This window comes from Gordonia sp. NB41Y (assembly GCF_030718915.1).
In the GTDB taxonomy this organism is placed as follows: Bacteria; Actinomycetota; Actinomycetes; order Mycobacteriales; family Mycobacteriaceae; genus Gordonia; species Gordonia desulfuricans.
Genome location: NZ_CP132196.1, coordinates 4870816 through 4893547, shown reverse-complemented (window position 1 = coordinate 4893547; position 22732 = coordinate 4870816). Strand labels below are relative to the sequence as shown.

General features: G+C 69.0%; 21 protein-coding genes. 10 read left to right on the top strand and 11 right to left on the bottom strand.

The window, feature by feature from the left end; genetic code table 11:
- Positions 1-277 precede the first annotated feature (277 nt).
- The 4 genes from Q9K23_RS21195 to Q9K23_RS21180 all read right to left on the bottom strand — a co-directional run bounded on the left by Q9K23_RS21195 (position 278) and on the right by Q9K23_RS21180 (position 4492).
- Complete coding sequence (locus Q9K23_RS21195) at positions 278-676, bottom strand: NUDIX domain-containing protein (RefSeq protein WP_059038333.1); 399 nt, start codon at positions 674-676, stop codon at positions 278-280.
- Between the two features lie 80 nt (positions 677-756).
- On the bottom strand, positions 757-1779 hold the full coding sequence (locus tag Q9K23_RS21190; protein WP_305950267.1) for an ABC transporter ATP-binding protein: 1023 nt from the start codon (positions 1777-1779) through the stop codon (positions 757-759).
- Positions 1779-3395, bottom strand: a complete 1617-nt coding sequence (locus tag Q9K23_RS21185; RefSeq protein ID WP_261978106.1) for an iron ABC transporter permease — start codon at positions 3393-3395, stop codon at positions 1779-1781. Before Q9K23_RS21185 ends, Q9K23_RS21190 begins: the two co-directional genes overlap by 1 nt.
- 44 nt (positions 3396-3439) lie before the next feature.
- On the bottom strand, positions 3440-4492 hold the full coding sequence (locus Q9K23_RS21180) for a thiamine ABC transporter substrate-binding protein (protein WP_305950564.1): 1053 nt from the start codon (positions 4490-4492) through the stop codon (positions 3440-3442).
- Between the two features lie 440 nt (positions 4493-4932).
- Here Q9K23_RS21180 and Q9K23_RS21175 point away from each other — a divergent pair, with 440 nt between their 5' ends.
- The 4 genes from Q9K23_RS21175 to Q9K23_RS21160 all read left to right on the top strand — a co-directional run bounded on the left by Q9K23_RS21175 (position 4933) and on the right by Q9K23_RS21160 (position 9134).
- The gene (locus tag Q9K23_RS21175; RefSeq protein WP_305950266.1) at positions 4933-5826 is read left to right on the top strand and encodes a hypothetical protein; all 894 of its coding nucleotides are present in this window, start codon (positions 4933-4935) and stop codon (positions 5824-5826) included.
- A 385-nt stretch (positions 5827-6211) separates the two neighbouring features.
- Positions 6212-7168 carry a hypothetical protein gene (locus tag Q9K23_RS21170; protein WP_082366110.1) on the top strand — a complete coding sequence of 319 codons (957 nt, stop codon included), beginning with the start codon at positions 6212-6214 and terminating at the stop codon, positions 7166-7168.
- Positions 7165-8418, top strand: a complete 1254-nt coding sequence (locus Q9K23_RS21165) for a lipase family protein (RefSeq protein ID WP_305950265.1) — start codon at positions 7165-7167, stop codon at positions 8416-8418. The genes Q9K23_RS21170 and Q9K23_RS21165 overlap by 4 nt, the downstream gene beginning before the upstream one ends.
- Complete coding sequence (locus tag Q9K23_RS21160; protein ID WP_053778600.1) at positions 8415-9134, top strand: lysoplasmalogenase family protein; 720 nt, start codon at positions 8415-8417, stop codon at positions 9132-9134. Before Q9K23_RS21165 ends, Q9K23_RS21160 begins: the two co-directional genes overlap by 4 nt.
- Positions 9135-9195: 61 nt before the next feature.
- Here Q9K23_RS21160 and Q9K23_RS21155 read toward each other — a convergent pair whose 3' ends face one another.
- Entirely contained in the window at positions 9196-10743 is a 1548-nt protein-coding gene (locus Q9K23_RS21155) for a sugar porter family MFS transporter (protein ID WP_020790543.1), read from the bottom strand.
- A 98-nt stretch (positions 10744-10841) separates the two neighbouring features.
- Positions 10842-11312: a hypothetical protein gene (locus Q9K23_RS21150; protein ID WP_053778612.1), complete on the bottom strand. Its 471-nt coding sequence runs from the start codon at positions 11310-11312 to the stop codon at positions 10842-10844.
- 117 nt (positions 11313-11429) lie between these two features.
- On the opposite strand from Q9K23_RS21150, the gene Q9K23_RS21145 reads away from it, so the two are divergent.
- The 3 genes from Q9K23_RS21145 (at position 11430) to Q9K23_RS21135 (ending at position 14218) form a co-directional block, all read left to right on the top strand.
- On the top strand, positions 11430-12017 hold the full coding sequence (locus tag Q9K23_RS21145) for an HhH-GPD-type base excision DNA repair protein (protein WP_053778611.1): 588 nt from the start codon (positions 11430-11432) through the stop codon (positions 12015-12017).
- A 9-nt stretch (positions 12018-12026) separates the two neighbouring features.
- On the top strand, positions 12027-12863 hold the full coding sequence (locus Q9K23_RS21140; protein WP_053778598.1) for a hypothetical protein: 837 nt from the start codon (positions 12027-12029) through the stop codon (positions 12861-12863).
- Positions 12864-12958: 95 nt separating this feature from the next.
- Positions 12959-14218 carry a wax ester/triacylglycerol synthase domain-containing protein gene (locus tag Q9K23_RS21135; RefSeq protein ID WP_315972034.1) on the top strand — a complete coding sequence of 420 codons (1260 nt, stop codon included), beginning with the start codon at positions 12959-12961 and terminating at the stop codon, positions 14216-14218.
- Positions 14219-14282: 64 nt separating this feature from the next.
- Here the strand turns inward: Q9K23_RS21135 and Q9K23_RS21130 are convergent, their stop codons facing one another.
- Positions 14283-15482 carry an acyl-CoA dehydrogenase family protein gene (locus Q9K23_RS21130; RefSeq protein WP_305950264.1) on the bottom strand — a complete coding sequence of 400 codons (1200 nt, stop codon included), beginning with the start codon at positions 15480-15482 and terminating at the stop codon, positions 14283-14285.
- A 230-nt stretch (positions 15483-15712) separates the two neighbouring features.
- Here Q9K23_RS21130 and Q9K23_RS21125 point away from each other — a divergent pair, with 230 nt between their 5' ends.
- A complete protein-coding gene (locus Q9K23_RS21125; protein ID WP_152972904.1) occupies positions 15713-16990 on the top strand; it encodes an AI-2E family transporter in 1278 nt (425 codons plus the stop codon).
- A gap of 42 nt (positions 16991-17032) precedes the next feature.
- Here Q9K23_RS21125 and Q9K23_RS21120 read toward each other — a convergent pair whose 3' ends face one another.
- Complete coding sequence (locus Q9K23_RS21120; RefSeq protein ID WP_020790850.1) at positions 17033-17830, bottom strand: enoyl-CoA hydratase; 798 nt, start codon at positions 17828-17830, stop codon at positions 17033-17035.
- A 491-nt stretch (positions 17831-18321) separates the two neighbouring features.
- Here Q9K23_RS21120 and Q9K23_RS21115 point away from each other — a divergent pair, with 491 nt between their 5' ends.
- On the top strand, positions 18322-18651 hold the full coding sequence (locus Q9K23_RS21115) for a transglycosylase family protein (protein WP_020790847.1): 330 nt from the start codon (positions 18322-18324) through the stop codon (positions 18649-18651).
- Here Q9K23_RS21115 and Q9K23_RS21110 read toward each other — a convergent pair.
- The 3 genes from Q9K23_RS21110 to Q9K23_RS21100 form a co-directional block, all read right to left on the bottom strand.
- Positions 18639-19883 (bottom strand): cation:proton antiporter, encoded by a 1245-nt coding sequence (locus Q9K23_RS21110; protein WP_020790846.1) that lies wholly within the window; start codon positions 19881-19883, stop codon positions 18639-18641. The two genes, Q9K23_RS21115 and Q9K23_RS21110, sit on opposite strands and share 13 nt — an antisense overlap.
- 30 nt (positions 19884-19913) lie before the next feature.
- Positions 19914-20318, bottom strand: a complete 405-nt coding sequence (locus Q9K23_RS21105; RefSeq protein WP_020790844.1) for a hypothetical protein — start codon at positions 20316-20318, stop codon at positions 19914-19916.
- Between the two features lie 72 nt (positions 20319-20390).
- Positions 20391-20864: a helix-turn-helix domain-containing protein gene (locus tag Q9K23_RS21100; protein WP_020790848.1), complete on the bottom strand. Its 474-nt coding sequence runs from the start codon at positions 20862-20864 to the stop codon at positions 20391-20393.
- A 22-nt stretch (positions 20865-20886) separates the two neighbouring features.
- Here Q9K23_RS21100 and Q9K23_RS21095 point away from each other — a divergent pair, with 22 nt between their 5' ends.
- Entirely contained in the window at positions 20887-22152 is a 1266-nt protein-coding gene (locus Q9K23_RS21095; RefSeq protein ID WP_020790843.1) for a multidrug effflux MFS transporter, read from the top strand.
- The last annotated feature ends 580 nt before the right edge of the window (positions 22153-22732 follow it).

Below are 22732 nucleotides of genomic sequence, written 5' to 3'. Positions count from 1 at the left end.
GTGTCGAAACCCGGCGAGACGAGAATATCCGTCCCCGACACCCGACACAAACCCCACGCACACAACACAATCGATGGTTGAGCCGGGACCGAGCCCGAAGGGCGAGGACCCGTGTCGAAACCCGGCGAGACGAGAATATCCGTCCCCGACACCCGACACAAACCCCACGCACACAACACAATCGATGGTTGAGCCGGGACCGAGCCCGAAGGGCGAGGACCCGTGTCGAAACCCGGCGAGACGAGAATGTCGGTTACCGATCGCCTCGATCTGTCCGTCAGACGGTGAGCGCCGCGAGAAGTTCGGGTACCCAGCCGGTGTCGGCGGGGACGAGTTCCCCGGCGTCGGCCATCCGGACGAGTTCGGTGGCGTCCACCCAGCGCAGCGCACGATGATCATGGGCGACCGGTTCACCGTCGACGATCCGCGCCCACCGTGCCACCAGGACGAGTTCGGCCGACAGGATCACCTGTCCGGTGAGCGGTTCACCCACTTCGGTCTGTACGCCGAGTTCCTCGACGAGTTCGCGGTGCAGCGCCTGGGCATCGGTCTCACCCGCCTCGACCTTGCCGCCGGGCAGTTCCCACAGCCCGGCCACCGCAGCGGGCCGGTCGCGTTGCGCCAGGAGCAGTTTCCCGGCGGTGTCGCCGACACCGAGGACGGCACCGGCCACCACATGCCGCCGGCCCCCATCGTCTCCGGTCCCCCCATCGCGTCCGATCCCCCCATCCCGTCCGATCCCCCCATCCCGTCCGATCACCGTCCGACCACCGCAACCCTTTCCGGGACCAGGCGCAGGCCGACGCGGTCGCCGAGCGCCACCGACCCCGACGCACTCGCATCGATCTCGCCGATCGGTGAGGCCACCCGCAGTCGGGCGCCGGTGGGCAGGTCCGCGACGGCCAGCACGGTTCCCGTGACACCGCCGTCGTGATCGGTCACCGGCTGCACCGCCACCGACTCGGCGCGCAGCCCCAGCCGCGCCATCGTGCCGGGGAGATCGATGGCCACCGGCCCGAGGTCGGTGTGAACGGTGCCGTCGGCATCACGTCGTGCGTCGATCACGGTGGCGCAGCCCAGGAATCGTGCCGTCCACTCGTCGGCGGGCGCCGCCCAGAGCGTGCCGGGCCGCGCGGTCTGCACGATGGCCCCCTCGCGCATCACCGAGATCGAGTCCGCCATCAGCGCGGCCTCACCGTGGTCGTGGGTGACGACGATGGTGGGAGTGCCGGTGGCGCGGACGATCTCGGCGATCTCGATCGCGAGGCTGTCACGCAGGCGCCGGTCGAGTGCCGCGAGCGGCTCGTCGAGCAGCAACAGCCGCGGACGCGGGGCGAGGGCCCGGGCGAGGGCGACGCGCTGCGCCTGCCCACCGGAGAGTTCGTCGACGCGCCGCGACTGCATCCCGGGGAGGTGTACCAGTTCCAGGAGTTCGTCGATCCGAGCCGCGATCTCGGCGCGGGAGCGACGGCGGATACGCAGCCCGTAGGCGATGTTGGCGGCGACGGTGCGCCCGGTGAACAACTGGCCGTCCTGGAACACCACGCCGAAATCGCGCCGGTGCGCCGGGATCGGTGCCAGGTCCTGTCCGGCGAAGCGGATGGCCCCCGCGGCGGGTCGTTCGAGTCCGGCGACCGCACGGATCAGCGTCGACTTGCCGCAGCCCGACGGGCCGAGCAAGGCGGTGACCAGCGAGTCGGTGCCACCGGCGGCCCAGGTCAGATCGTCGATGACGACATCGGAGCCGTAGGCCACGCGGAGTCGGTCGGTCTCGAGCACTAGATCAGTGTCCCCGATCGCGGTCGGAAGACCTCCACGGCCACCACCGCGGCGGTGGTCACCGCGACCAGCAGCATGGACGCCGCCATCGCGGTGGCCAGCGCGTCGGCGCCCGGCCGGTTGAGTGCCGAACCGATCAGCACCGGCATGGTGGTGGTGTCGGCCCGGGCGAGGAAGCTGGTGGCACCGAACTCGCCGAGTGCCATCACGAAGGCGAAACCGCCTGCGGCGGTGACGGATCTGCCGATCATCGGGAGGTCGACGGTGACGAAGACGCGCACCGGACCGGCCCCCAGGGTGGCCGCGGCCTCGCGCAGACGCGGCGGTACCGATTCGAGCGCGGGGATGATGATGCGGATCACCACCGGCACCGCGATCAGCGCCTGCACGCACGGGATCACCAGGGGTGATGCCGCCACGTCGGACGGCAGTGAGGCCAGCACGATGAGATAGCCGAAGCCGAGGGTCACGGCACTGACGCCGAGCGGGATCATCGCGATCAGGTTGCCGATCGCACCGGCGACCCCGTGGGTGTGGTGCAGGGCGATCGCCGCGAGCAGCCCCACCACCACGGCGATCAGCATGGCGAGCACGGCGGTGGTGAGCGAGTAGCGCAGCGTCTCGAGTGGGGTCACCCCGTTGACCGGGTCGGCCAGCGAACGGTATCCGGCGAGGGTCCACGACCCGCCCGCACTCGGTCGTACCGACCGCAACGCGAGCACCACGACCGGTCCGGCGAGGGCGAGGACCGCCCAGATCGTCGCGGCGCCCACCGCGATCCACTCGACGCCGCGGACGGGGGCCGGGCGACGTCCCTCCCCCGACGTACCGCCGGCGGCCCCGCCGACGACGCGCGTCATCACCAGCACCGCCACCACGACGACGATCTGCAGCAACGACAGCGCCACCGCCTCGGGGATGCGGAAGTACCCGATCGCCTGGGTGTAGATCTCGGTCTCCAGCGTCCGCAGGCGGCCGCCGCCGAGGATGATGATCACGCCGAAGCTGGTGGAGCAGAACAAGAACACCAGGGCCGCGGCACCGGCGATCGACGGGATCAGCCGTGGCAGGATCACCGTCCGCCAGGCGCGCCATCGCGTGGCACCCAGAGTGCGGGCGGCCTCGGCGGTCCGGGTGTCGAGCGACCGCCACGTCGCCCCCACCACCCGCACCACCACGGCCACGTTGAGGAAGGCGTGTGCGGCGAGTACCGCGCCCCATCCGTCGCCGATCCCCAGACCGGCGAGCGGACCGGAGAACAGTGCACGGAAGGCCACCCCCACCACCACGGTCGGCAGCACGAACGGCACCGTGACGAGCACGGTGAGCACCACCGAACCCGCTCCGGGCAGGCGCGCGGCCAGCCACACGATCGGTGCGGCGAGGAGGAGGGCGGCCACCGTCGACGCGCCGGCCTGGGCGAGTGTCACCCCCAGCAGATCGAGGGCGCGGGTTCGCCGGAGGAGTTCGGGAACCGAGTCACCGGCACCGGCGACCTCGACGGCCCGGTGGACGAGCGCGCCGACCGGCCAGCAGAACAGGACCCCCAGGAACAGTGCGGGGATCAGCACCAGTGCGGCGTGACCCAGTCGCGCGGACGTCGACGTGCGGCCCACCGGGCCCGACCGACGACGCGCAAGCACCGACCGACGGCGCAGGGTCACCGACCGACGGCGTCGCGCCACTGCCGTAGCCAGGCCTCACGGTTCTGCGCGATGTAGGCCGGCGGGAGGCTCACCGTCCACTGCGGCACCGGCGCCCGCTGCGCCCAGCCGTCGGGCAGCGGGGTCTTCTTCTGCACGGGGTAGACATACATCGATGACGGCAGTGCGCGCTGCACGGTCTGGCCGAGCATGAAGTCGACCACCTTGCGCGCGCCGTCCTCGTTGCGGGCGCCGCGCAGGATGCCGACGTATTCGACCTGCCGGAAGCAGCTGTCGAGCAGCGCGCTGGTTCCCGGGGTGGCCGCGGGCGACGACGCATACGACAGCACGATCGGCTTGGGCCCTTTGCCCTCGCCCGCGCTGAACAGCTGGTTGTAGGCGATCTCCCAGCCGGCGACGATGGCCGCGCCACCGGCGGAGACCTGACGCCAGTAGTTCTCCCAGTCGTCCCCGAAGACGCCGACGGTGGTGAGCAGGAAGGCCATGCCCGGCGAGGAGGTCCCCGGATCCATCAGGGCGGCCTGTTCGGCATAGGTGGGATCGCGCAGGTCCCGCAGGCTGGTCGGTGCCTTCAGATTGCGGCTGGAGTACCAGTTGTCGTCGACGTTGAGGCACACGTCACCGCGGTCGACGGCGGTCAGTTCGTGATTGGAATCAGGGATCGCATATTCCGCCGCACCATCGGCGGCGGCCGGCGCCTCGTACGGTTCCAGCGCTCCCGCCTCGATCGGACGGGACGCGAAGGTGTTGTCGATACCGAACACGACGTCGGCCTTGGGCGAACCCGGTGTCAGCGAGATCGTCGACGCGAGCTGCCCGGCGTCACCGGACTTGACGATCTTGAGGGTGAGGCCGGTCTCCTTGGTGAAGGCGTCGAGCACGTCCTGCGGCAGTTCGAAGGAGTCGTGGGTGAGCATCGTGACCTCGGTGGTCGAGCTCGTGTCGTCCCCACAGGCGGTCAGCAGACCGGCGCCGATCGCGAGTGCGCCGGCGAGCACCCCGACCCTGATGCCGAACCGGGCGGCGGCCGCGCGGGCCGGACGGACCATGGACTGTGGTGCGCTCACTGGACTCCCTGGACGGTGAAGTTTGCGGACGGGTTCATCGGGACGCGCGTCCTGTCGAACGGGCCCCGACCTTCGAACGTGGTCGGTCTGTCGAACTTGCTCCGTCGATCTAACCAGGTGGTCCGATCGGGCGGGTGTCGCCGTCGCGCCGGAACCCGGAGACGAAAAACCCCCTGCATAACAATTGCATCACCAGTCACATCCGTAACACGATGGCGGCGTTAGGCTGCCTGGACAGCGACCCTCCCGCGGGGCTTAGAATGACCCGCGACGTCCGCGGTGTGCCCATCCGGGCACAGGACCGGGTGACCGGGACCGCCGATGTGCTCTCAGGGTGTCGGGGGGACGTCCGCAGTATGGAGAACGCCAGCGTGCGCCGCGAAGCCCGCGGTACACAACGACAATCGATAGGACGAGACCTCGTGCGCCTGCAAGCACCGATGAGCCGATCACGCCGCCTGATCGCCGCAACCGCGGCCGTCGCAGCGTTCGCCATCCCCGCCGTCGCCCTGCCGTCGACCGCCTCCGCGGCCCCGGCGTCGACCGCGCCCGCGGCAACGACCTCCCCCGCCGACCAGGGCCTCACCCCGAGCACGGTGCCCGCCCCGGACCAGCGCACCCTCGACTCGCTGGGTGCGCTCGCGCCGGCCATCATCGGCTCGGTGACCACCCCCGGACCCGACGGCCGGGTGAACTCGGACCTGCTGCGCCAGGCCTCCACCCTCGCCGAGAACCCCACGCTGCCGACCGAGGTCCAGCAGATCTGGAAGTCGGTGATCGACTTCCTCGGCGAACCCGGCAAGCAGCAGCTCGCCGCCCATCAGGTCGCCGAGCGCAAGGTGGTCAAGCCCGGCGAACCCGAGATCCCCAGCGGCCCGAATGCCCCGAAGATCCAGGAGTTCCTGTACCCGACGCTCGGCTTCGGCTGCATGCCCGGCAACGGCAGCCAGACCGGCGGCAACTCGCTGGGCCGCGCCCTGGTGACCGCGGGCCCGCAGCAGGCACCCGCCCCGGGCCCCAAGCGCGGCCAGGCCGGGTACGTCTACACCAGCCTGGGTACCGGTCCCGCGGTGAACAACTCGGCCCGCGCACTGTGGGTGAGCTGGCTGAACATCGACAACGGCCGCACCGGCCAGCTGCAGCTCAAGCGCAACGCCAAGGTCAACGCCACCTCCGGTCCGGGAACCTTCACCGGTATCGCGACCACCGGCAAGGGCCGCGTGATCTCGACCATCTACGGCGATGTGACCACCAAGAACAAGGGCAAGGTGACCTCCTGCCCGATCGCGCCGACGATCGGCATCGCGATCATCTGATCCGCGCCCACCCGTTTTCCGACGAGACCCCGGCCCCACGGCCGGGGTCTTGTCGTCTCGGCAGCATCGGCGTCCGACGGCACCGCCCCCGAGGAGGCTGCCCGAGGCCCGGCCGCCGCGGTCCCGTCCCCGAGACACGCCCGGTCCCGGCACACCGCAGTCCCTGGCGCCACAGCCCCTGCGGGCCCATAGGCCCTGTACGCCATCGGCCCCGCAGACCACAAGCGCTGGGCACCAAGGGGTCTCCCGCTGATCGCGGGGATGTCACAGCTCGGACACTCGGCTTGCCAGGCTCGCATCAAACATGTTCTCGTTTAACACAAGCAACATCTGTCACATCCGTCCCACCCTGCCCGGTGGGACGATTTGCCGTTGAGGAGACATCATGGCCGCCGCACCGAACACCCCGTCGACGGGGATGCCGCAGACCCGCCGACCACGGCCCGGGCGCCTCGGTGTGGGCATCGTCGGACTCGCCGTGGCCACCGGCGTCGCATTCGGTGGCGGGTTCGCACACGCGGCACCCACGGCCCCCGCCTCCCCGGCCGCTCCCGCCACACCCTCGACGCCGGCCACCCCGAGCTCCCCCGAGTCGCTGCTCGAGCAGATCCAGCTCGGTGCGGTCCCCCTCGACAGCCAGCTCGCCGAGGCCGTCCGTTCCCTCAAGGCCGCCGGCGCCGACCAGATGCTGATCCAGGCCGCCCAACTGGTGCAGGGCAGCATCGGCCAGATCTCCCCCGACCAGATCACCGGCCTGCTCGGCCAGCTGGGCCTCGGCTCGGGAACCACGGTGTCCGCCGCGACCGCCGCCCACCCCGTCGCCGAGACCGATCCGCTGGCCCTGCTCAAACTGGCCGGGATCCAGACCTTCACCCCGTCGGTCGCACCGTTCTGCACCACCCCCACCGACGACAACCCGCTCGGCATCGTCACCGCCGGCGCCGGCGCGGTGGCCGGACCGTGGCCCCTGCAACAGGACCCCACCACCCCGCTCAACGATCTGCTCGGCATGATCGGCCTCAAGCCGGTCGCACCGCTCAACATCGTCGACGACGGTGAGACCGGCTATGCGTTCGTGCCCGCCTCCGCCACCACCGGCGGCAAGATGCAGGTCGCGTGGTTCAACGTGAACACCTTCCAGGGCGGCGCGGTCGATCTCGAGCCGCTCCCCGGCACTGAGAACGCCGCGCTCACCAGGATCTTCCCCGCGCTCGGAGCGATCCGGCTGGCGCCGGTGAAGACCGGTAACGGCACCATCCTGTCCGCGGTCTACGGCACCGCGCAGAACGGCGACCGCACCTGCTACTTCCTGCCCGCGATCGGCGTGGTCGACGCACAATGATCACCGTCAACAGACGCCCTCGGCAGGTCGCCGCCCGCCTCCGCCTCGCCGGCGCGATCCTGGCCGTCACCGTGGTGGCCGCCGCGGCGGTCACCGGGACCGTGATCGCATCCGCCGATCCCACCACACCGTCGGAGACCACCCCCGACACCACCACACCTCCGTCGACCTCGACCACCACCACCCCGAGCACCACCGCCCGGTCGGCGGCGCAGTCGGCGGGTTCGGTGTTCGCCAACCGCCCCATCCCCGGCAACGGCCTGCTCGCCGGCGCCCGCTCGGGCAATCAGTTCACCTACTGGTCCACCGGCGCGGACGGACAGCCGCATCTGACCACCGGATCGTTGTATCTGCCGCCCGGCGCAGCACCGCGCGGCGGCTATCCCGTCGTCGCCTGGGCGCACGGCTCCCGCGGCCTGGCCGACGACTGCGCACCGTCGGTCCGCCCGACCGATGTCGACGTCGACCAGTTGCGCACCTGGCTCTCGCGGGGCTATGCCGTGGTCAGCACCGACTACAGCGGTCTCGGCACCCCGGGAACCCCGCAGTACTACGACCTTCCGACCACCGCACAGAACATCCTCGACGCCGTCCGGGCCAGCAGTGACATCTCCGACGAACTGTCGAAGGCGTGGGTCGCGGTCGGCGAAGGACAGGGCGCCTCTGCCGCAATTCTCCTGGCGCGCAACGCGACCGCGAACCAGGGTCCGAAGCTCGACTTCCGGGGCTCGGCGGCGACGTCGATCCCCGCCGAACTCGCCGCACTGCTGGGCAACCTCGGCCCCAGCACCTCCAACCTGCCTGCCGGACTGGAGACCGAGGCGCTCTACACCCTCGCCGCCATCCGCACCGCCCATCCGACGGTGGGTCTCGACGACTACCTCACCGACGCGGGACGCACCTGGATGACCAAGGCCACCAGCCTGTGTGCCGCCGATCTGACGCGCGCCGTCGGCGGTGTGTCGCTCGGTACGCTGTTCAGCAAGCCGTTGTCGGGGAACCGTGAGCTCACCACGATCCTGAACTCGGCGTCGGAGCTGCCGACCCGCGGCTTCACCCGGCCGGTGTTGATGAGCCAGACGTTGCAGGACCCGAATGTGGTGGTGCCGGTGACCCTGAAGTACCTCAACGACGCCCGGGTCGCCGACCGCCGGGTGACCGCCCGGACCTATCTGACTCCGGATGCGGCGCAGGCACAGACCATGGCCGACAACGACATCCGAGGGTTCGTGGCACGGGTGACGAAGTGAATCGACTGCTCTTCGGTGCGGTGACGGCCGCCGCCACCGCAGCCGGCGCGCTCGGCTCCCGCCGTGCCGCCTCGCTCACCAAGCCCCTGCCGATGCTGCTGGTGGCGGGGGCTGCGGCCCGCGGTTGGCGGGACCGCTCCGTTCTCGACAACGCATTGCTGGCCACGGCGATCGGGACGTCGATGATCGGCGACCGCGCGATGCTGCTCGAAGAGTTCTCCCCCGTCGAATCCGACGACGAGGTACGTCGTCGACCGGTGTCGGCACCGCTGACCGCCAAGGACAGCCGGCTGGCCTGGGGCGCAACGTTCTTCGCCGGTGCGCAGTTGTCGTACTGTGCGCTGATGGCTCGTCGGGGCGCGCGTATCCGTGGACGATCACTCGCACCGCGGATGGCCGCGCTCGGCGAGTCCGCGGCGATCGTCGCCTACCACCGGCCCCGGCTGTTGCCGGTACTCGGCCCCTACGGCAACACCCTGGCGACGATGTCGGCGTTGGCCGCCGACCTCGACCACCGCGGCGATCCGTCGGGCCGGCAACTGCGTATCGGCGGGCTGCTGTTCCTGGCGTCGGATCTGACGATCCTCAACCGACGGCACCTGATCGATCACCCGACACTGCGCATCGCCGGCGAGGTCTGGGTGCTGGCAAGCTATTTCACCGCGCAGGCGCTGTTGATCGACGGGTTGTCGAAGGAGACGCGTCCCGGCCGTTGAGCGTGGACGCCACACGATGGCCGAGTAGCGACGTGGTCGGGCAGAGACGAGGCGGCCGTCCCTACCCCGCGCGCTTCCCGGTGATGTGGGTCAGCTCGGACTCGGCCACCGCGTCCATCTCCTCGAGTTCCATCCCCTTGGTCTCGTGCACCTTGGCACGGACGTAGAAGAACGACGCCGCCGCACAGAAGGCGAAGAAGCCGTAGATCCAGCCGAGCCCGAGCACCTTGGACATCTGTGGGAACAGCATGGAGATGGTGAAGTTCGCCAGCCAGTTGAACGCGGTGCAGACACCCAGTGCCACACCGCGGATGCGGTTGGGGAACATCTCGCCGAGCATCACCCACATGACCGGTCCCCACGTCGCGGCAAAGGCGATCACGAACAGGTTGGCACCGATCAGGGCGATCACCCCCCACGGATCGGGCAGCGTCGTCATGGGTTCGCCCTCGGCGCTGGTGGTGGTGACCGACTGGGTGAACGCCACACACGCCAGGACCAGGCCGATGAACATACCGATCGACCCGCCCAAGAGCAGGATTCGCCGGCCGATCCGGTCGACGAACAGGATCGCCACGAAGGTCATCGCGACATTGATCGCGGCGGTGATCACCGAGGTGGTGAAGGCATCGTCGGTGCTGAATCCGACCGACTCCCACAGTGTCGTCGAATAGTAGAAGATCGCGTTGATCCCGACGAACTGCTGCAGGATCGCCAGCCAGATGCCCACCCACACCAGCGGATGCAGGCCGAACGACGGACCGCGGATGTCGGCGAGCCTCGCCGAGGACTCGCGCTTGACGGTCAGCCGGATCTCCTTGACGCGGTCGAGCGGGTTCGGCTCGCCGGTGACCTCCTGCAGGATGCGGGCGGCCTCCTCATCACGGTTGCGGCCCACCAGATATCGCGGCGACTCCGGGATGGACAGGGCGAGCAGGCCGTACACGACGGCCGGGACCACACCGACGAGGAACATCCACCGCCAGGCCTCCAGGCCCCACCACAGATCCTTCTCCGGGCCGCCCGCGGTGTTCTGCAGCAACGTGTCGGAGAGCAGTGCGGCGAAGATGCCGAGGGTGATCGCGAGCTGCTGCATCGAGGCGAGGGCGCCGCGGTAGCGTGCGGGCGCGATCTCGGAGATGTAGGCCGGTGCGATCACCGAGGCGATGCCGATTCCGAGACCGCCGAGTACACGCCACAGCAACAGATCCCACAGCGTCTGGGTGTAGGCGGTGCCGATGGCGGAGATGATGAACAGCGCCGAGCCGAGCAGCATGACGCGCTTGCGACCCCAGAGGTCGGCCAGCCGGCCGGCGAACCACGCGCCCAGCGCACAGCCGAGCAGGGCGATCGCGACGGCGAATCCGTTGAGCAGGAAGCCCAGACCGAAGGTGTCCTGGATGGAGCTGACCGCTCCGTTGATCACCGAACTGTCGAATCCGAACAGGAATCCGCCGACGGCCGCCGCCACCGACACCCCGATCACCTTGGCGGTGTGCTGGGCCGCGATCTCCGCCCGATGCTGCTCGGATCTGTTGTGCGCTTCTGACATCGAGTTGACCTCATCTGCACGGGCCCGACGTCGGGTGGTCGGACGACTAGGGGTCACGCTACTCGGTGGCCCTGCTCATACCGGGCAGAATCGGCGCACACGCCGGGGCGAGTTGTGGTACGCGGGTTCCACCGAGGGTCGCTACCGGACAGCGGTCAGGCGAGGGCGCGTCCCGAACAGCTCGAATACTGCGGATTGACCATCGGGACGAAGGCGAGTGCCCCGATCTTCTGATGGATGGTGAAGGCCACCGGACCCGAACCCGGATGCAGGACCACCTGCCAGGTGACGACGGGCCCCCGACTCGGCACGGTCACCGTGCCCTGCCGTCCGGTGCGCAGATTGCGCCAGGTGACCCGCACCTCGACGGTGAACTCGAGGACCGCCTGCTTGGCCCGGGACGAGCCGATCAGCGCGATGGCCGGTCCGGGCAGACCGTCGGACGGGAAGGCGATCTGGTTGTAGACGTCCACCCACACCGGAATCCGCGGCGCCGGCCACGGATTGGCACTGTCGCAGCGGATCGTGGCGACATAGTTCGGTTCCGGATTCGGCAACGCCGACGCGGGAGTCGCGGTGGTACCGAGCAGCGCCGACACCGCGGCCACGACCGTCACGAGCACCATGAGCATCCGGTGGCGCCGGCGCCCTGCCGATGACGGATGTGCGACGGCGGACGGCGACGACCCCAGGGACCCGGACTGCGGCATGGGCCACAGTGTAGGGGCCCTAGGATGGAGCTCATGGCGAAACTGCAGATTGCCCAGGATCCCGTCGCCGACGAGTTGCTGTCCACCGACGCGTTCGCACTCCTCGCCGGAATGCTGCTCGACCAGCAGTTCCCGATGGAACGTGCGTTCGCCGGACCCGCGAAGATCAAGGAACGCTTCGGCACCCTCGATCCGGCCGCGATCGCCGACGCCGAACCCGATGCCTTCGCCGACCTGTGCGCCACACCGCCGGCCATCCACCGGTACGGGCGGTCGATGGCCGGACGTATCCAGCAGCTGGCCCGCGTCGTCGTCGACACCTATGACGGTGACGCCGCGAAGATCTGGACCGAGGCCACCAGCGGCAAGGACCTGTTCACCCGGATCCGCGATCTGCCGGGATTCGGCGAGCAGAAGGCCAAGATCTTCACCGCACTGGTCGCCAAGCAGCTCGGGGTCAAGCCTGCGGGCTGGACCACCGTCGTCGGCGACTACGGCAAGAAGGGATACCGGTCGGTGGCCGACGTGACCGACGTGGAGTCGCTGCAGAAGGTGCGCGAGTTCAAGAAGTCGGCCAAGGCGGCGGCCAAAGCCGCCAAGGACGCCGGCGGCAAGGGTTAGGGTTCGGCCATGGGCTCAGACTCCGGTTCCGCCACCCCGAACCGCGGCGGGATCGACATCCGCAAGCTCGCCGAGTTCCCGTTCCAGCTCGGATTCGCCGTCACCGGGGTGACCCTGACCGCGGCCGAGTCGGCGCTCAACATCGCCCGGCTGACCACGAGCAACGTGCAGTACGAGGTCAACCATGCGCTCGGGATCTCCGACGACGAGCTCGCCAACGTCCGGGCGCCGCTGGCCCTGCTCGCCCAGCTCGCCGAGCTCCTCGGCCCGGACCGGCCGTTCGGCCGGATCATCGCCTCGGGCGGTCCGCTGGAGCGGCTGTTGGTGGCCGGCGGTGTGATCGATCGTCTCACCGCCAGCGACGGTCTACTCGAAAAGCTCACCGCCCCAGGCGGAATCCTCGATCGGATGACCGAGGACAACGGCATCCTGGAGCGGCTGACGTCGGAGGGCGGCATCGTCGACAAGCTCACCGCACCCGACGGCGTGCTCGACAAGCTGACCGCACCGGGTGGCGTGCTGGACCGCGCGGCCGAGGACGACGGCCTGCTCGACCAGCTACTCGGTGCCGAGGGTGCCGTGGAGCGGGCCATCGCACCGGGCGGTCCGCTCGACCGGATCACCGAGCTCACCGAGGTGATCGGTCAGCTCGCACCGAGCCTGGTCGCGATGCAGGACACCGTGCACGAGTTGTCGGCGACGGTGGAACTGCTCAACCAGACGGTGTCACCGCTCGGCGGTCTCGCCGACCGCCTGCCCAAGAGGTTGACCCGCGCCCCCAAGGGCCCCAACGAGGTGGTACCCCCGCATGTGGCCGGGCGCACCACCAACCGAGAGCTGCCCTGAGCCGACGCCGGAACCGTTCACCGGGCCCACGATCACGCCGGCCGGGCGCACGAACCCGTCCGCCGGGCACCGGCTACCGTGTCGGTGTGCAACGGATGGAACCGGTGGATGCGCGGGTGCACTGGATGGCGTCGCGGATCGCCTCCGATCAGTTCCTGCTGTACGTCTTCGACCTTCCCGATGCACCGCTCGACGTCGTCGCCGAGATACTCGTGCACCGCGCATCCCGCGTCCCCGACCTCACCCTGCGGATCGGTGAGGTGCCGGGCAACCTCGACCGCCCGTACTGGGTCGACGCGCGACCCGACGCCGGGCAGGTGCGGGTGCATCGCGGCCCGTGGACGTGGCAGGGATGCCTCGATCGGCTCGGCGAACTGATGGCAGATCACCTCGACGCCACCCGATCCGCGTGGCGGATCCACCTGTTCGGTCCGGTCGACGACGAGCACTGCGTGCTGGTCCTGCAGATCGCCCACGCCGTCGGCGACGGCCGGCGGACCTCGTCGATCGCACGAGAGCTGTTGACGCCCGATCCCGCTCCCCGACCCGACGCCCCACGCGAACGCGGCGTCCCCGGGATCGCCACCGCCGCACTCGGCCTGACACGATTCCCGTTCGCCTTGGCCGACAACGTGTTCCGTGGTATCGCCGCCGCCCGGATGGCGTCGTCCCGCACCGCACCGTCGTCAGGTGTGGCACCGGGGGTCCTCAATCGTCCGCCGGGACCGGATCGGCTCCTGCGGACCGTCACCGTCGGGCGTGCCGACCTCACCGCGGGTGGCCACAGCGTCACCGTCGCAGCGCTGCAGGCGATCTCGACCGCCCTGCGAGCCTATCTCGGCGACCCGGGTCCATCCCCCGTCGTCGAGCTCACCATCGGAGAAACCCCGAACGGTGCGTGCCGCAACAACTTCCACAACACCGGTATCGACCTGTCGGCCGACATCGTGGAGCAGATCCGGCGGGCCCGGGTCGTCGATCCCGGACACCGGGCGGCCCGCCGGGCCGAGGACGCCACCCCGGCACCCCTGACCCGGTGGGGTATCGCACTGTTCGACCCGATGCGGCCGCCGACGACGATGACCGGGATCACCGTGGTGTCGTCGGTCGACCGGGGACCCGCCGATCTCGAACTCGCCGGCGCTCCCGTGCGGTTCACCGCCGGGTTCCCGGCGCTGTCCCCCGCCCAGGGGCTCACCCACGGAATCCATGGACTCGGCGACACGGTGACCATCTCGGTGACGACATCACCGCAGATCTGTCCCGACGTCGACCGTTACCTCGCCCTGCTCACCGATGCGCTCTCGGCCACGAACGACGCCGCGCCGACCGAAACCGGCGCCCGGCCGAGGTGATCGAGCGCCGGGCCGACGGAGTTCGGCACCCGCTGAACGGAATTCGGGTCCCGACCGGCGGATGCTACCGCTTACCCGCGCTCCACGCATACGGCAGGTCGGTGCCGTTGAGGACATGGTCGCCGATCGCCTGCAGCTTGTAGATCAGCGGATTGTGCGCGGAGATGGTGCGCGCATTGCGCCAGTGGCGGTCGAGCCGCAACCGCTCGGAGGTGATCGATGCGCCGCCGACCTCGAACAACTGGGTGGTGGCGTCGAGGACGGTGGTGATCACCGCATGCTGGGCGCGGGCGACGTCGAACTCCACCTCGTCGAGCAGCGCCTCGTCGGTGGCCCCCCGGTCGAGGATCCGATCGAGCTTCTCGGCGATGTCGAGGACCAGCGTCCGCGAGGTGTACGCGGCCGCCGACAGCCGGCCGATCACCTGCTGCACCAACGGATCCTCGCGCGGCAGGTCGGCTGCGGCGTGGGTGAAGGTGCGGGTGCGGGCCCGCACCCAGCCGGCGACATCGTCGAGTGCGCGCTGGGCGATCCCGGCGAGAACGGCCAGCTGGACGAGCTGCAGATACGACGTCGAGTACGTGCGACCGGGGGCGCCGTAGCCCGCGCCGAGCACACGGTCGGCGGGCACGTCCACGCCGGCGAACTCGGTGGTGCCGCTGGCCGTGAGACGCTGCCCGAATCCGTCCCAGTCGTCGTGCTGGGTGACGCCGTCGGCGTCGGCGTCGACGAGCACCGACACCCGCTCGCCGTCGCGGTCGGCGGCCACCAGGATGTGATCGGAGTAGAGGCTGCCGGTGCTGTAGTACTTGGTGCCGTCCAGTTTGAGTCCGCCGTCGACCTCGGTGACGGTGGTGCGGTAGCGGTCGACCGCACCCACCCCGGGCTCGGTGATGGCGTTGCCGACCAGCGTGCCGTCGGCCACCGCCCGCAGCCACTGCTCGCGGGCCGGGGTGTCGGTGGACAGCAACTGGTCCTCGACGAACGACCAGTGCACCCGAAGTGCCTGCGGCAGATTCGATTCGGCGGCCGCCAGGTCGATCAGCAGACGGAACAGGGTGCGTACCGACGCGCCGTAGCCACCGAGTTCGACGGGCACACGCAGCGCACCGAACCGCACGTCCTTGAGCCAGCCGATCTCCTCGCGGGCCAGTTCGCGCGTGGACTCCCGGCGCACCGCGCCCTCGGCGATGCGGTCGAAGACCGGACGGAAGATCTCGTCGAGGTCGGTGTCGGTGTATTCACGGGTGGTCGTGGCGGTCACGGTGGTCCTTCCATCGGATTCGGCCACGACAGTCTGTCGATCCGCGGCGGCCCCGCCCACCCTTGAAACCACGCCGGGATTAAAGGCGCTCACCCGCCGAGGATGATTTCATCGCGGTGTACCCGCGATGCCACCTCCCAGGCCACGCACAGGAATTACGATCCAGCCGGGACCGCATCCTCGCGTACTGATCCGGGTTGTCCGGAGGTCCCTCGGACGAGAGGGAGACCATGGCGCGCAGCCGCAAGACCCCCGCCCCCACGGTGGTGCGGGAAGACCCGCCGGACTGGTCCATGCCGCGCGGCACCATCGTGCTGGTGACCCTCGCCGGTCTGGTGGTGGCCGTCGCCGGGATCAAGTCGGTGTCGTCGATCGTCGCCCCGGTGTTCCTCGCCCTCATGCTCACCGTCGCGGTGTCACCGGTGGCCGGATGGCTCCACAAGAAGGGCGCACCGACATGGGTGGCGTTCCTGACCACACTCCTGCTGGTCTACGGCATCCTGATCGGATTGTTCGCATCCCTGGTGTACTCGGCGGCCCGGCTCGCGACGATCCTGCCGACCTACAGCGACAAGTTCAACGATCTGGTGCACGACTTCCAGAACTTCCTCACCTCGCATGGCGTCAGCCACGACAAGGTGCAGGACATGCTCTCGCACGTCGACTCGAGCAAGGTGATCGGCGTGGTCAGCGATGTGCTGCAATCCACCCTCGGTGTCACCTCGGCGCTCATCCTGATCCTCGCCATCCTGTTGTTCATGGCCGCCGACAGCGTCGCCTTCGGCGACCGGATGGACATCCTGCGCGCCGAACGACCCGATGTCGCAGCGGCTTTCACATCCTTCGCGCAGGCCACCCGCAGCTACCTGTGGGTGTCGACGCTGTTCGGCCTGATCGTGGCGGTCTTCGATTCGGTGGCGCTGTGGATCATCGGCATCCCCCTGCCGATCCTGTGGGGTCTGTTGTCGTTCATCACCAACTACATCCCCAACATCGGCTTCGTGATCGGCGTCATCCCACCGGCGCTGCTCGGCCTGCTCGACGGCGGCGTGGGTCAGATGCTCCTCGTGATCGTGATCTACAGCGTGATCAACGTGATCATCCAGTCGGTCATCCAGCCGAAGTTCGTCGGCGATGCCGTCGGACTCTCCACCACGCTGACGTTCATCTCACTGATCTTCTGGGCCTGGGTGCTCGGCGGTCTGGGTGCGATCCTGGCGGTGCCGCTGACCATCATGTGCAAGGCACTGCTGATCGACATCGACCCGTCGACCCGCTGGGCCGATGTGCTGCTCACGTCGTCCACACCCAAACGCGACGCCCCGACGACCGACGACTCCGAGGCGCCCGGGCCGGAGGACGGCGGCTCGGGCACCGGAGGTTCGTCGGTGGCCACCGAGTCCACACCGCCACCGGGGCCCGACGACGGCCCCGACACAACCCCCGACGCCGGGCCCCCTCCTACCCCCGACGGCCCGACCGGCCCGGACACTCCGACAGAGAAGTGAGCCCGACAGAGAAGTGAGCCCGCCGGCCAGGGTGACCCGGGCTCAGCTGTCGGTCCACACCGGGTGACGCTTGGCGAGAAAGGCGCTCATCCCCTCCTGCGCATCGCAGGTCATGGCGTTGGTCGCCATCGTCTCCGACATCATCTGATAGGCGCGCGGCTCGGTCTCGTCGATCTGCCGGTAGAAGGCGCGCTTGCCGATGGCGAGGGTCGCCGCGCTCGACCCGGCGATCGACAGGGCCAGATCCCGCACCGTGCCCTCGAGATCGTCGGGGTCGACGACGTCGTTGACCAGTCCCCAGTCGGCGGCAGTCGCCGCGTCGATCGGGTCGCCGGTGAGCAGCATCTTCATGGCGCGTTTGCGCCCGATGGCCCGGGTGACCGCGACCATCGGGGTGGAACAGAACAGCCCGATCCGCACGCCGGGTGTGCTGAACGTGGCCGCCGACGATGCGACGGCGAGGTCGCAGGTCGCCACCAGCTGGCAGCCGGCGGCGAAGGCCATCCCGGACACCTCGGCGATCACCGGTTTGTCGAGGTCGTGGACGGCGGTCATCATCTCCACGCAGGTGTCGAAGACGGCCTGCTCGTCCTCGAGGGTCCGGTCGACGAGTTCACCCAGATCGTGTCCGGCGGAGAAGGCCGGACCGAGGGCGCGGATGATCACCACCCGTACCGCGGTGTCGTCGGCGAATCCGCGTAGCGCGGCGGTGATCGCCCGCATCGTCTCGCTCGACAACGGATTGCGCCGTCGGGCGTTCGCGAGGGTGATCACCCCCAGCGGCGCGGTGACACCGACCTCGATCGGCCCGGCCTGCTCGACGTTTGCGGTTTGTTCCACGACAATCTCCTCACCACTCGCACACGACGTCACCCAGTCTGCCGGTGCGGAGCCGCTCGACCGATCGGTTCGGCACCGAACCGGCCGGTCGGACAGGTGGGGGCACCCGGCGATCCGGTCGGCCCGTCCACGCGGGGTTTCGGGGCCGGCATCCGACGCCGGGTGACATCGCGGGCCTGGGCCGCACGCGCATTCCCCAGGTCGTCGCCACATCCGACACATTCATCACACGACACGGCAATTGACCAGTGATTCGGCTCACAGTTTATCCGTGGCTTTCCTCACAAATCGGACACTTTCACATTCTCTGCATTCTGGTCCGACACGCCGTAATACGCAGGTAATACACAGTAAATTAACGTTGTTATTCATCCGTGATACTTCCGGCGCAGGTCGCAATGTCGGAAGTGACCTGACCGTTACCAACCCCGTATGGTCGCCACCGGTCCGCGAATCACCCGAATTCGAGGGTGAATCAGAGGAGGAAAACGATGACGACCACCATGAAGAAGCTCGCCGTTCGCGCCGGCCTGATCGGTGCACTGGCAGTGGCACCCTTCGGTCTGGCCACCGCAACCGCCTCGGCCGACACCGGCCACAACTGGGACGCAGTCGCCCAGTGCGAGAGCGGCGGCGACTGGGGCATCAACACCGGCAACGGCTACTACGGCGGCCTGCAGTTCACCCCGAGCACCTGGGCCGCCAACGGCGGCACCGGCAGCCCGGACGGCGCCTCGCGCGAGGAGCAGATCCGCGTCGCCGAGAACACCCTGGCCACCCAGGGCCCCGGCGCCTGGCCGGTCTGCGGTCAGTACCTCTGACCGTCTGACGCAGCCGCGTCCGAATCCGTGTCACCGACGGCGGTGCTGTCTTTCCGGGTGAGCAACCGTGCCACCAGCGGGAAGATCAGCACCGTCGTCGCGCCGGCTGCGACCATGATCGATGCCAGCTGCGCACTCATCAGGTCACCGTCGACGGCGACACTGGTGACCGCCACGATGATCGGCAGGCCGGTCGCCGCATAGAACGCCACCTGCACACGTTGCCGCTCGTCCGGCGGTGTGGCAGCGTGCCCGACGAATCGTTCCGACACCCACACCGGAACCCCGCGGGCCACCCCGATCCCCACCACGAGGATCGCCCACAGTCCGGGATGTTGGGCGACGGCGCCCGGGTCGATGTTCATCCCCGACGTCACGAAGAACACCGGGATCAGCAACCCGAAGCCGATCACCTCGAGCCGACCGGCCACCCCGCTGCCCTCCGGGATCAGCCGACGCAGGATCAGACCGGCCGCGAAGGCGCCGAGAACCACATCGAGGTCGAACACCGCGGCCACCGCCATCAGCGATGCCAGCAGCAGGATCACCACCCGCACCGACAGCTGGAACGTCCCGGCGTCCATCTCGGTGATCGCCGACCGCAGCCCCGGTACCCGCGCCGCATGCTGCGGTACCCGTGCGATGAACACCACCGCGATGGCGAACAGCACCAGCACGATCACCGCACCGAGCAGGTTGCGACTCGTCAGCAACAACGACATCGCGAGGATCGGTCCCAGTTCGCCGATCGCGCCGTGCGCCATCACCGAACGCCCCAGCGGCAGTCGTAGCAGACCGTCGGCCTTGAGAATCGGCAGCAGCGTCCCGAGCGCGGTCGAGGTCATGGCGATCGCGATGGCCACGTGTGCGGTGAAATCCCCGGTGTCGACCAGCAGCGACAGCACCACCGTCGCGATCACCAGACTCACCAGCCACGTACCGCCGGCGACGGCTCCGGTTCGGCCGCGCAGCAACGACGAGTCGAGCTCGAATCCCGCGAGCAGGAACAGCATGCCCAGGCCCAGCTGGCTGACCGGCGCCACCGATCCGGGATCGGCGACGTCGAGGACGTAGGGGCCCACCAGCATGCCGAGGACCAGCAGCACCACCACCTCGGGCACGTAACGGCGGGTCAGGCGGGCCACCAGTGGGGCTAGGACGGCGGCGACGGCGATCCAGAACAGCGTCGTGGCACTGGATGCCTCCGAGGTTGCCTCGGCGAGAACGATCACCTCGATGATCTTGCCGTACCGCCGAGCCGATCAGCTGTCGGCGGGGTCCTCACCCGATTCCAGGGCGGAACCGTCGAGGGCGCTCACCGCGATGCCGTAGGGCAGGAACCGCACCCGACGACTCGGGTCGGTGTTGTACTGGTTGGCGCGCAGCGCGTCGAGTTCGGAGGCATAGACCTGCTCGACCCGCGCCCCGCCGGTGTCGTCGACGACGAACACCGCCCAGACGCCGGAGCCGGTCTGCCCGGTGGTCGCCGGTTCCCGCCGGGTCTCGGTACGGCGGCCGGAAGCGTCGACGAAGCTCGCCCACACACCGGGAGCGGCGTTGCCGGCGAACATCTTCCCGAACACCTCGCGCAGGCCCTCACCGGCCTCGCGAGCGAATCTGTCGAGGTCGTCCGGATCGAATCCGAAGGGCCCGTTCTCACCAGCCATCAGTGGCCTCCCATCGTCGGGTGCGGGCCGCGGGTGGGGCGGCCCTGCCCTCCAGTGTGCACTCGGTCACCGTCAGTGGCCGGTGCGCAAGCGCTCGGCGAGCAGGTCCAGTACACGGAAGGTGACCCGCAGGTCGTCCATGTCGATCGGTTGCGTCCCCGCCGGGGGCGTCTGGTCCAATGCCCCGCCGAGCATCTGGACCCAGAACGCACGCACCTTGGCGATCGAGTCGTCGGCGATCGGCGTGCCGTACAGCCGCACGGATCGGGCGTCGTCGGGGTCGGGGCGACGTTCGATCATCCCCTTGGCCTCCAGCGACCGCAGCGCCGCACTGAGATTGCTGCGTTTGAGCACCGTGGCATCGGCTGCCTCGGCGGGCGTGGTCCCCGGATTGCGGTCGATCCACCGCATCACCGACGCCTCGGTCCCGGACAATTCCACCGCCCCGACGACCCCCCGTGGACCATGCGGTTCCACCTCACGCCCGACCCGCAGGACTCGGTCGGCGATCTCGATGAGCAGATCGTTGCGGTCGACATCCGTCATGTAGATATGTTTTCATAACCAAATGCGCACGTCCACCTCCTCGACCGATTCCACCCGCGAGACCGCGGGTCCGCCGTCGACCGCTCGAGGTGGCGTCACCGGCCCCATCCTGCTGGTCCTGGCCCTGTTGTCGGCAGTGGCGCCGTTTGCCACCGATCTGTATCTGGCGGCATTCCCCGAGATGACCGAGGAACTGCACGCGTCGGAGACCGCGGTGCAGCTCTCGCTGACCGCATTCCTGATCGGTGTCACCGTCGGCCAGTTGACGTTCGGTCCGTTGTCGGACCGGTTCGGGCGGCGCACACCGCTGCTGGTGGGTTCGGTGCTGTGTGTGGCCGCGGGCGTGGTGACGGTGATGGCCCCGACGGTGGGTGTGCTGGTGGCGGCGCGCTTCGTCCAGGGACTCGGTGGTGCGGCCGGCATGGTGATCGGTCGGGCGATCATCGCCGATCTGGCCGTCGGCAAGCAGGCGGCACGCGCCTTCAGCCTGATGATGATCGTCGGTGGGGTGGCCCCGGTGGTGGCCCCGCTGATCGGCGGGTTCCTGGTCGGCCCGTTGGGATGGCGCGGCATCCTCGGTGTGGTGCTGGCGCTGTCGGTGGCCATGCTGGTGTCGATCGTCACCGTCATCCGCGAGACCCTGCCGCCGGAGAAGCGCTCCCGTCGCAAGGGCGACACGTCGAGCGCCGAACAGGCACCGTCGATCCTGCGGAACCGCCAGTTCGTCTCGTACAGTGTGGCCTTCGCTTTCGCCTTCGCCGTGCTGATGGGCTACATCTCGGCGTCACCGTTCCTGTACCAGGACATGATCGGGCTCAGCAGTTCGCAGTACGGCCTGACCTTCGGCGCCAACTCGTTGTGCCTGGTCTGTGTCAGCGCCTTGTCGGCGCGCCTCGTCGCCACCCACGCCGTCCGCGATCTGATGCGGATCGGCCTGCTCGTGATGTCCAGCGCCACCATCGTCTTCGCGATCCTGGTCGCGACCTCCGCACCGTCGTGGTCCTTGGCCATCCCGCTGGTCGCCGTGGTCGGCAGCCTCGGCCTGGTGTTCGGAAACGGCACCGCCCTCGCATTGTCGTCGGCGGGTGCACGGGCCGGCCGCGCGTCGGCCGTCCTCGGTGCATTGCAGTTCGGCATCGCCGCAGTGGTCTCCCCGTTGGTGAGTATCAAGGGTTCGGCCACGGCCGCTCCCCTGGCGATCGTCATGATCGTCGCCGCCGCGGTCTCGCTGTGCGCGTTCACCATCGCCGGCCGTAGCCAGACCGAGATCACCGAACAGCCGGTGTAACTGCGCCGTTCGGGCAGATCGCGGGCACCTCAGTAGGACAGGATCGATCAGCGACGCCCAGTTGATGGTTGTCGAGCCGTTGTCGGCCGAACTCGCCAGAGTGTCCAACTCGGACGTGGTCACCACCCAACGTCGGCTGCGGAGATTTCGACTCGGGTCCTCGCTACGCTCGGTCCCGGCTCAATCATCGTAGAAGTCCAGGCTCAATCAGCCACGCCCAGTTGATGGTTGAGCCGACGAGGAGCGAAGCGACGAGACGTGTCGAAACCTCAGACGGCCGAACTCGCCAACCCGACCACCTCCGACGTGGTCACCACCCAACACACGCTACGGAGATTTCGACTCGGGTCCTCGCTACGCTCGGTCCCGGCTCAATCATCGTAGAAGGCCTGGCTCAATTAGCAACGCCCAGTTGATGGTTGAGCCGACGAGGAGCGAAGCGACGAGACGTGTCGAAACCTCAGACGGCCGAACTCGCCAACCCGACCACCTCCGACGTGGTCACCACCCAACACACGCTACGGAGATTTCGACTCGGGTCCTCGCTACGCTCGGTCCCGGCTCAATCATCGTAGAAGGC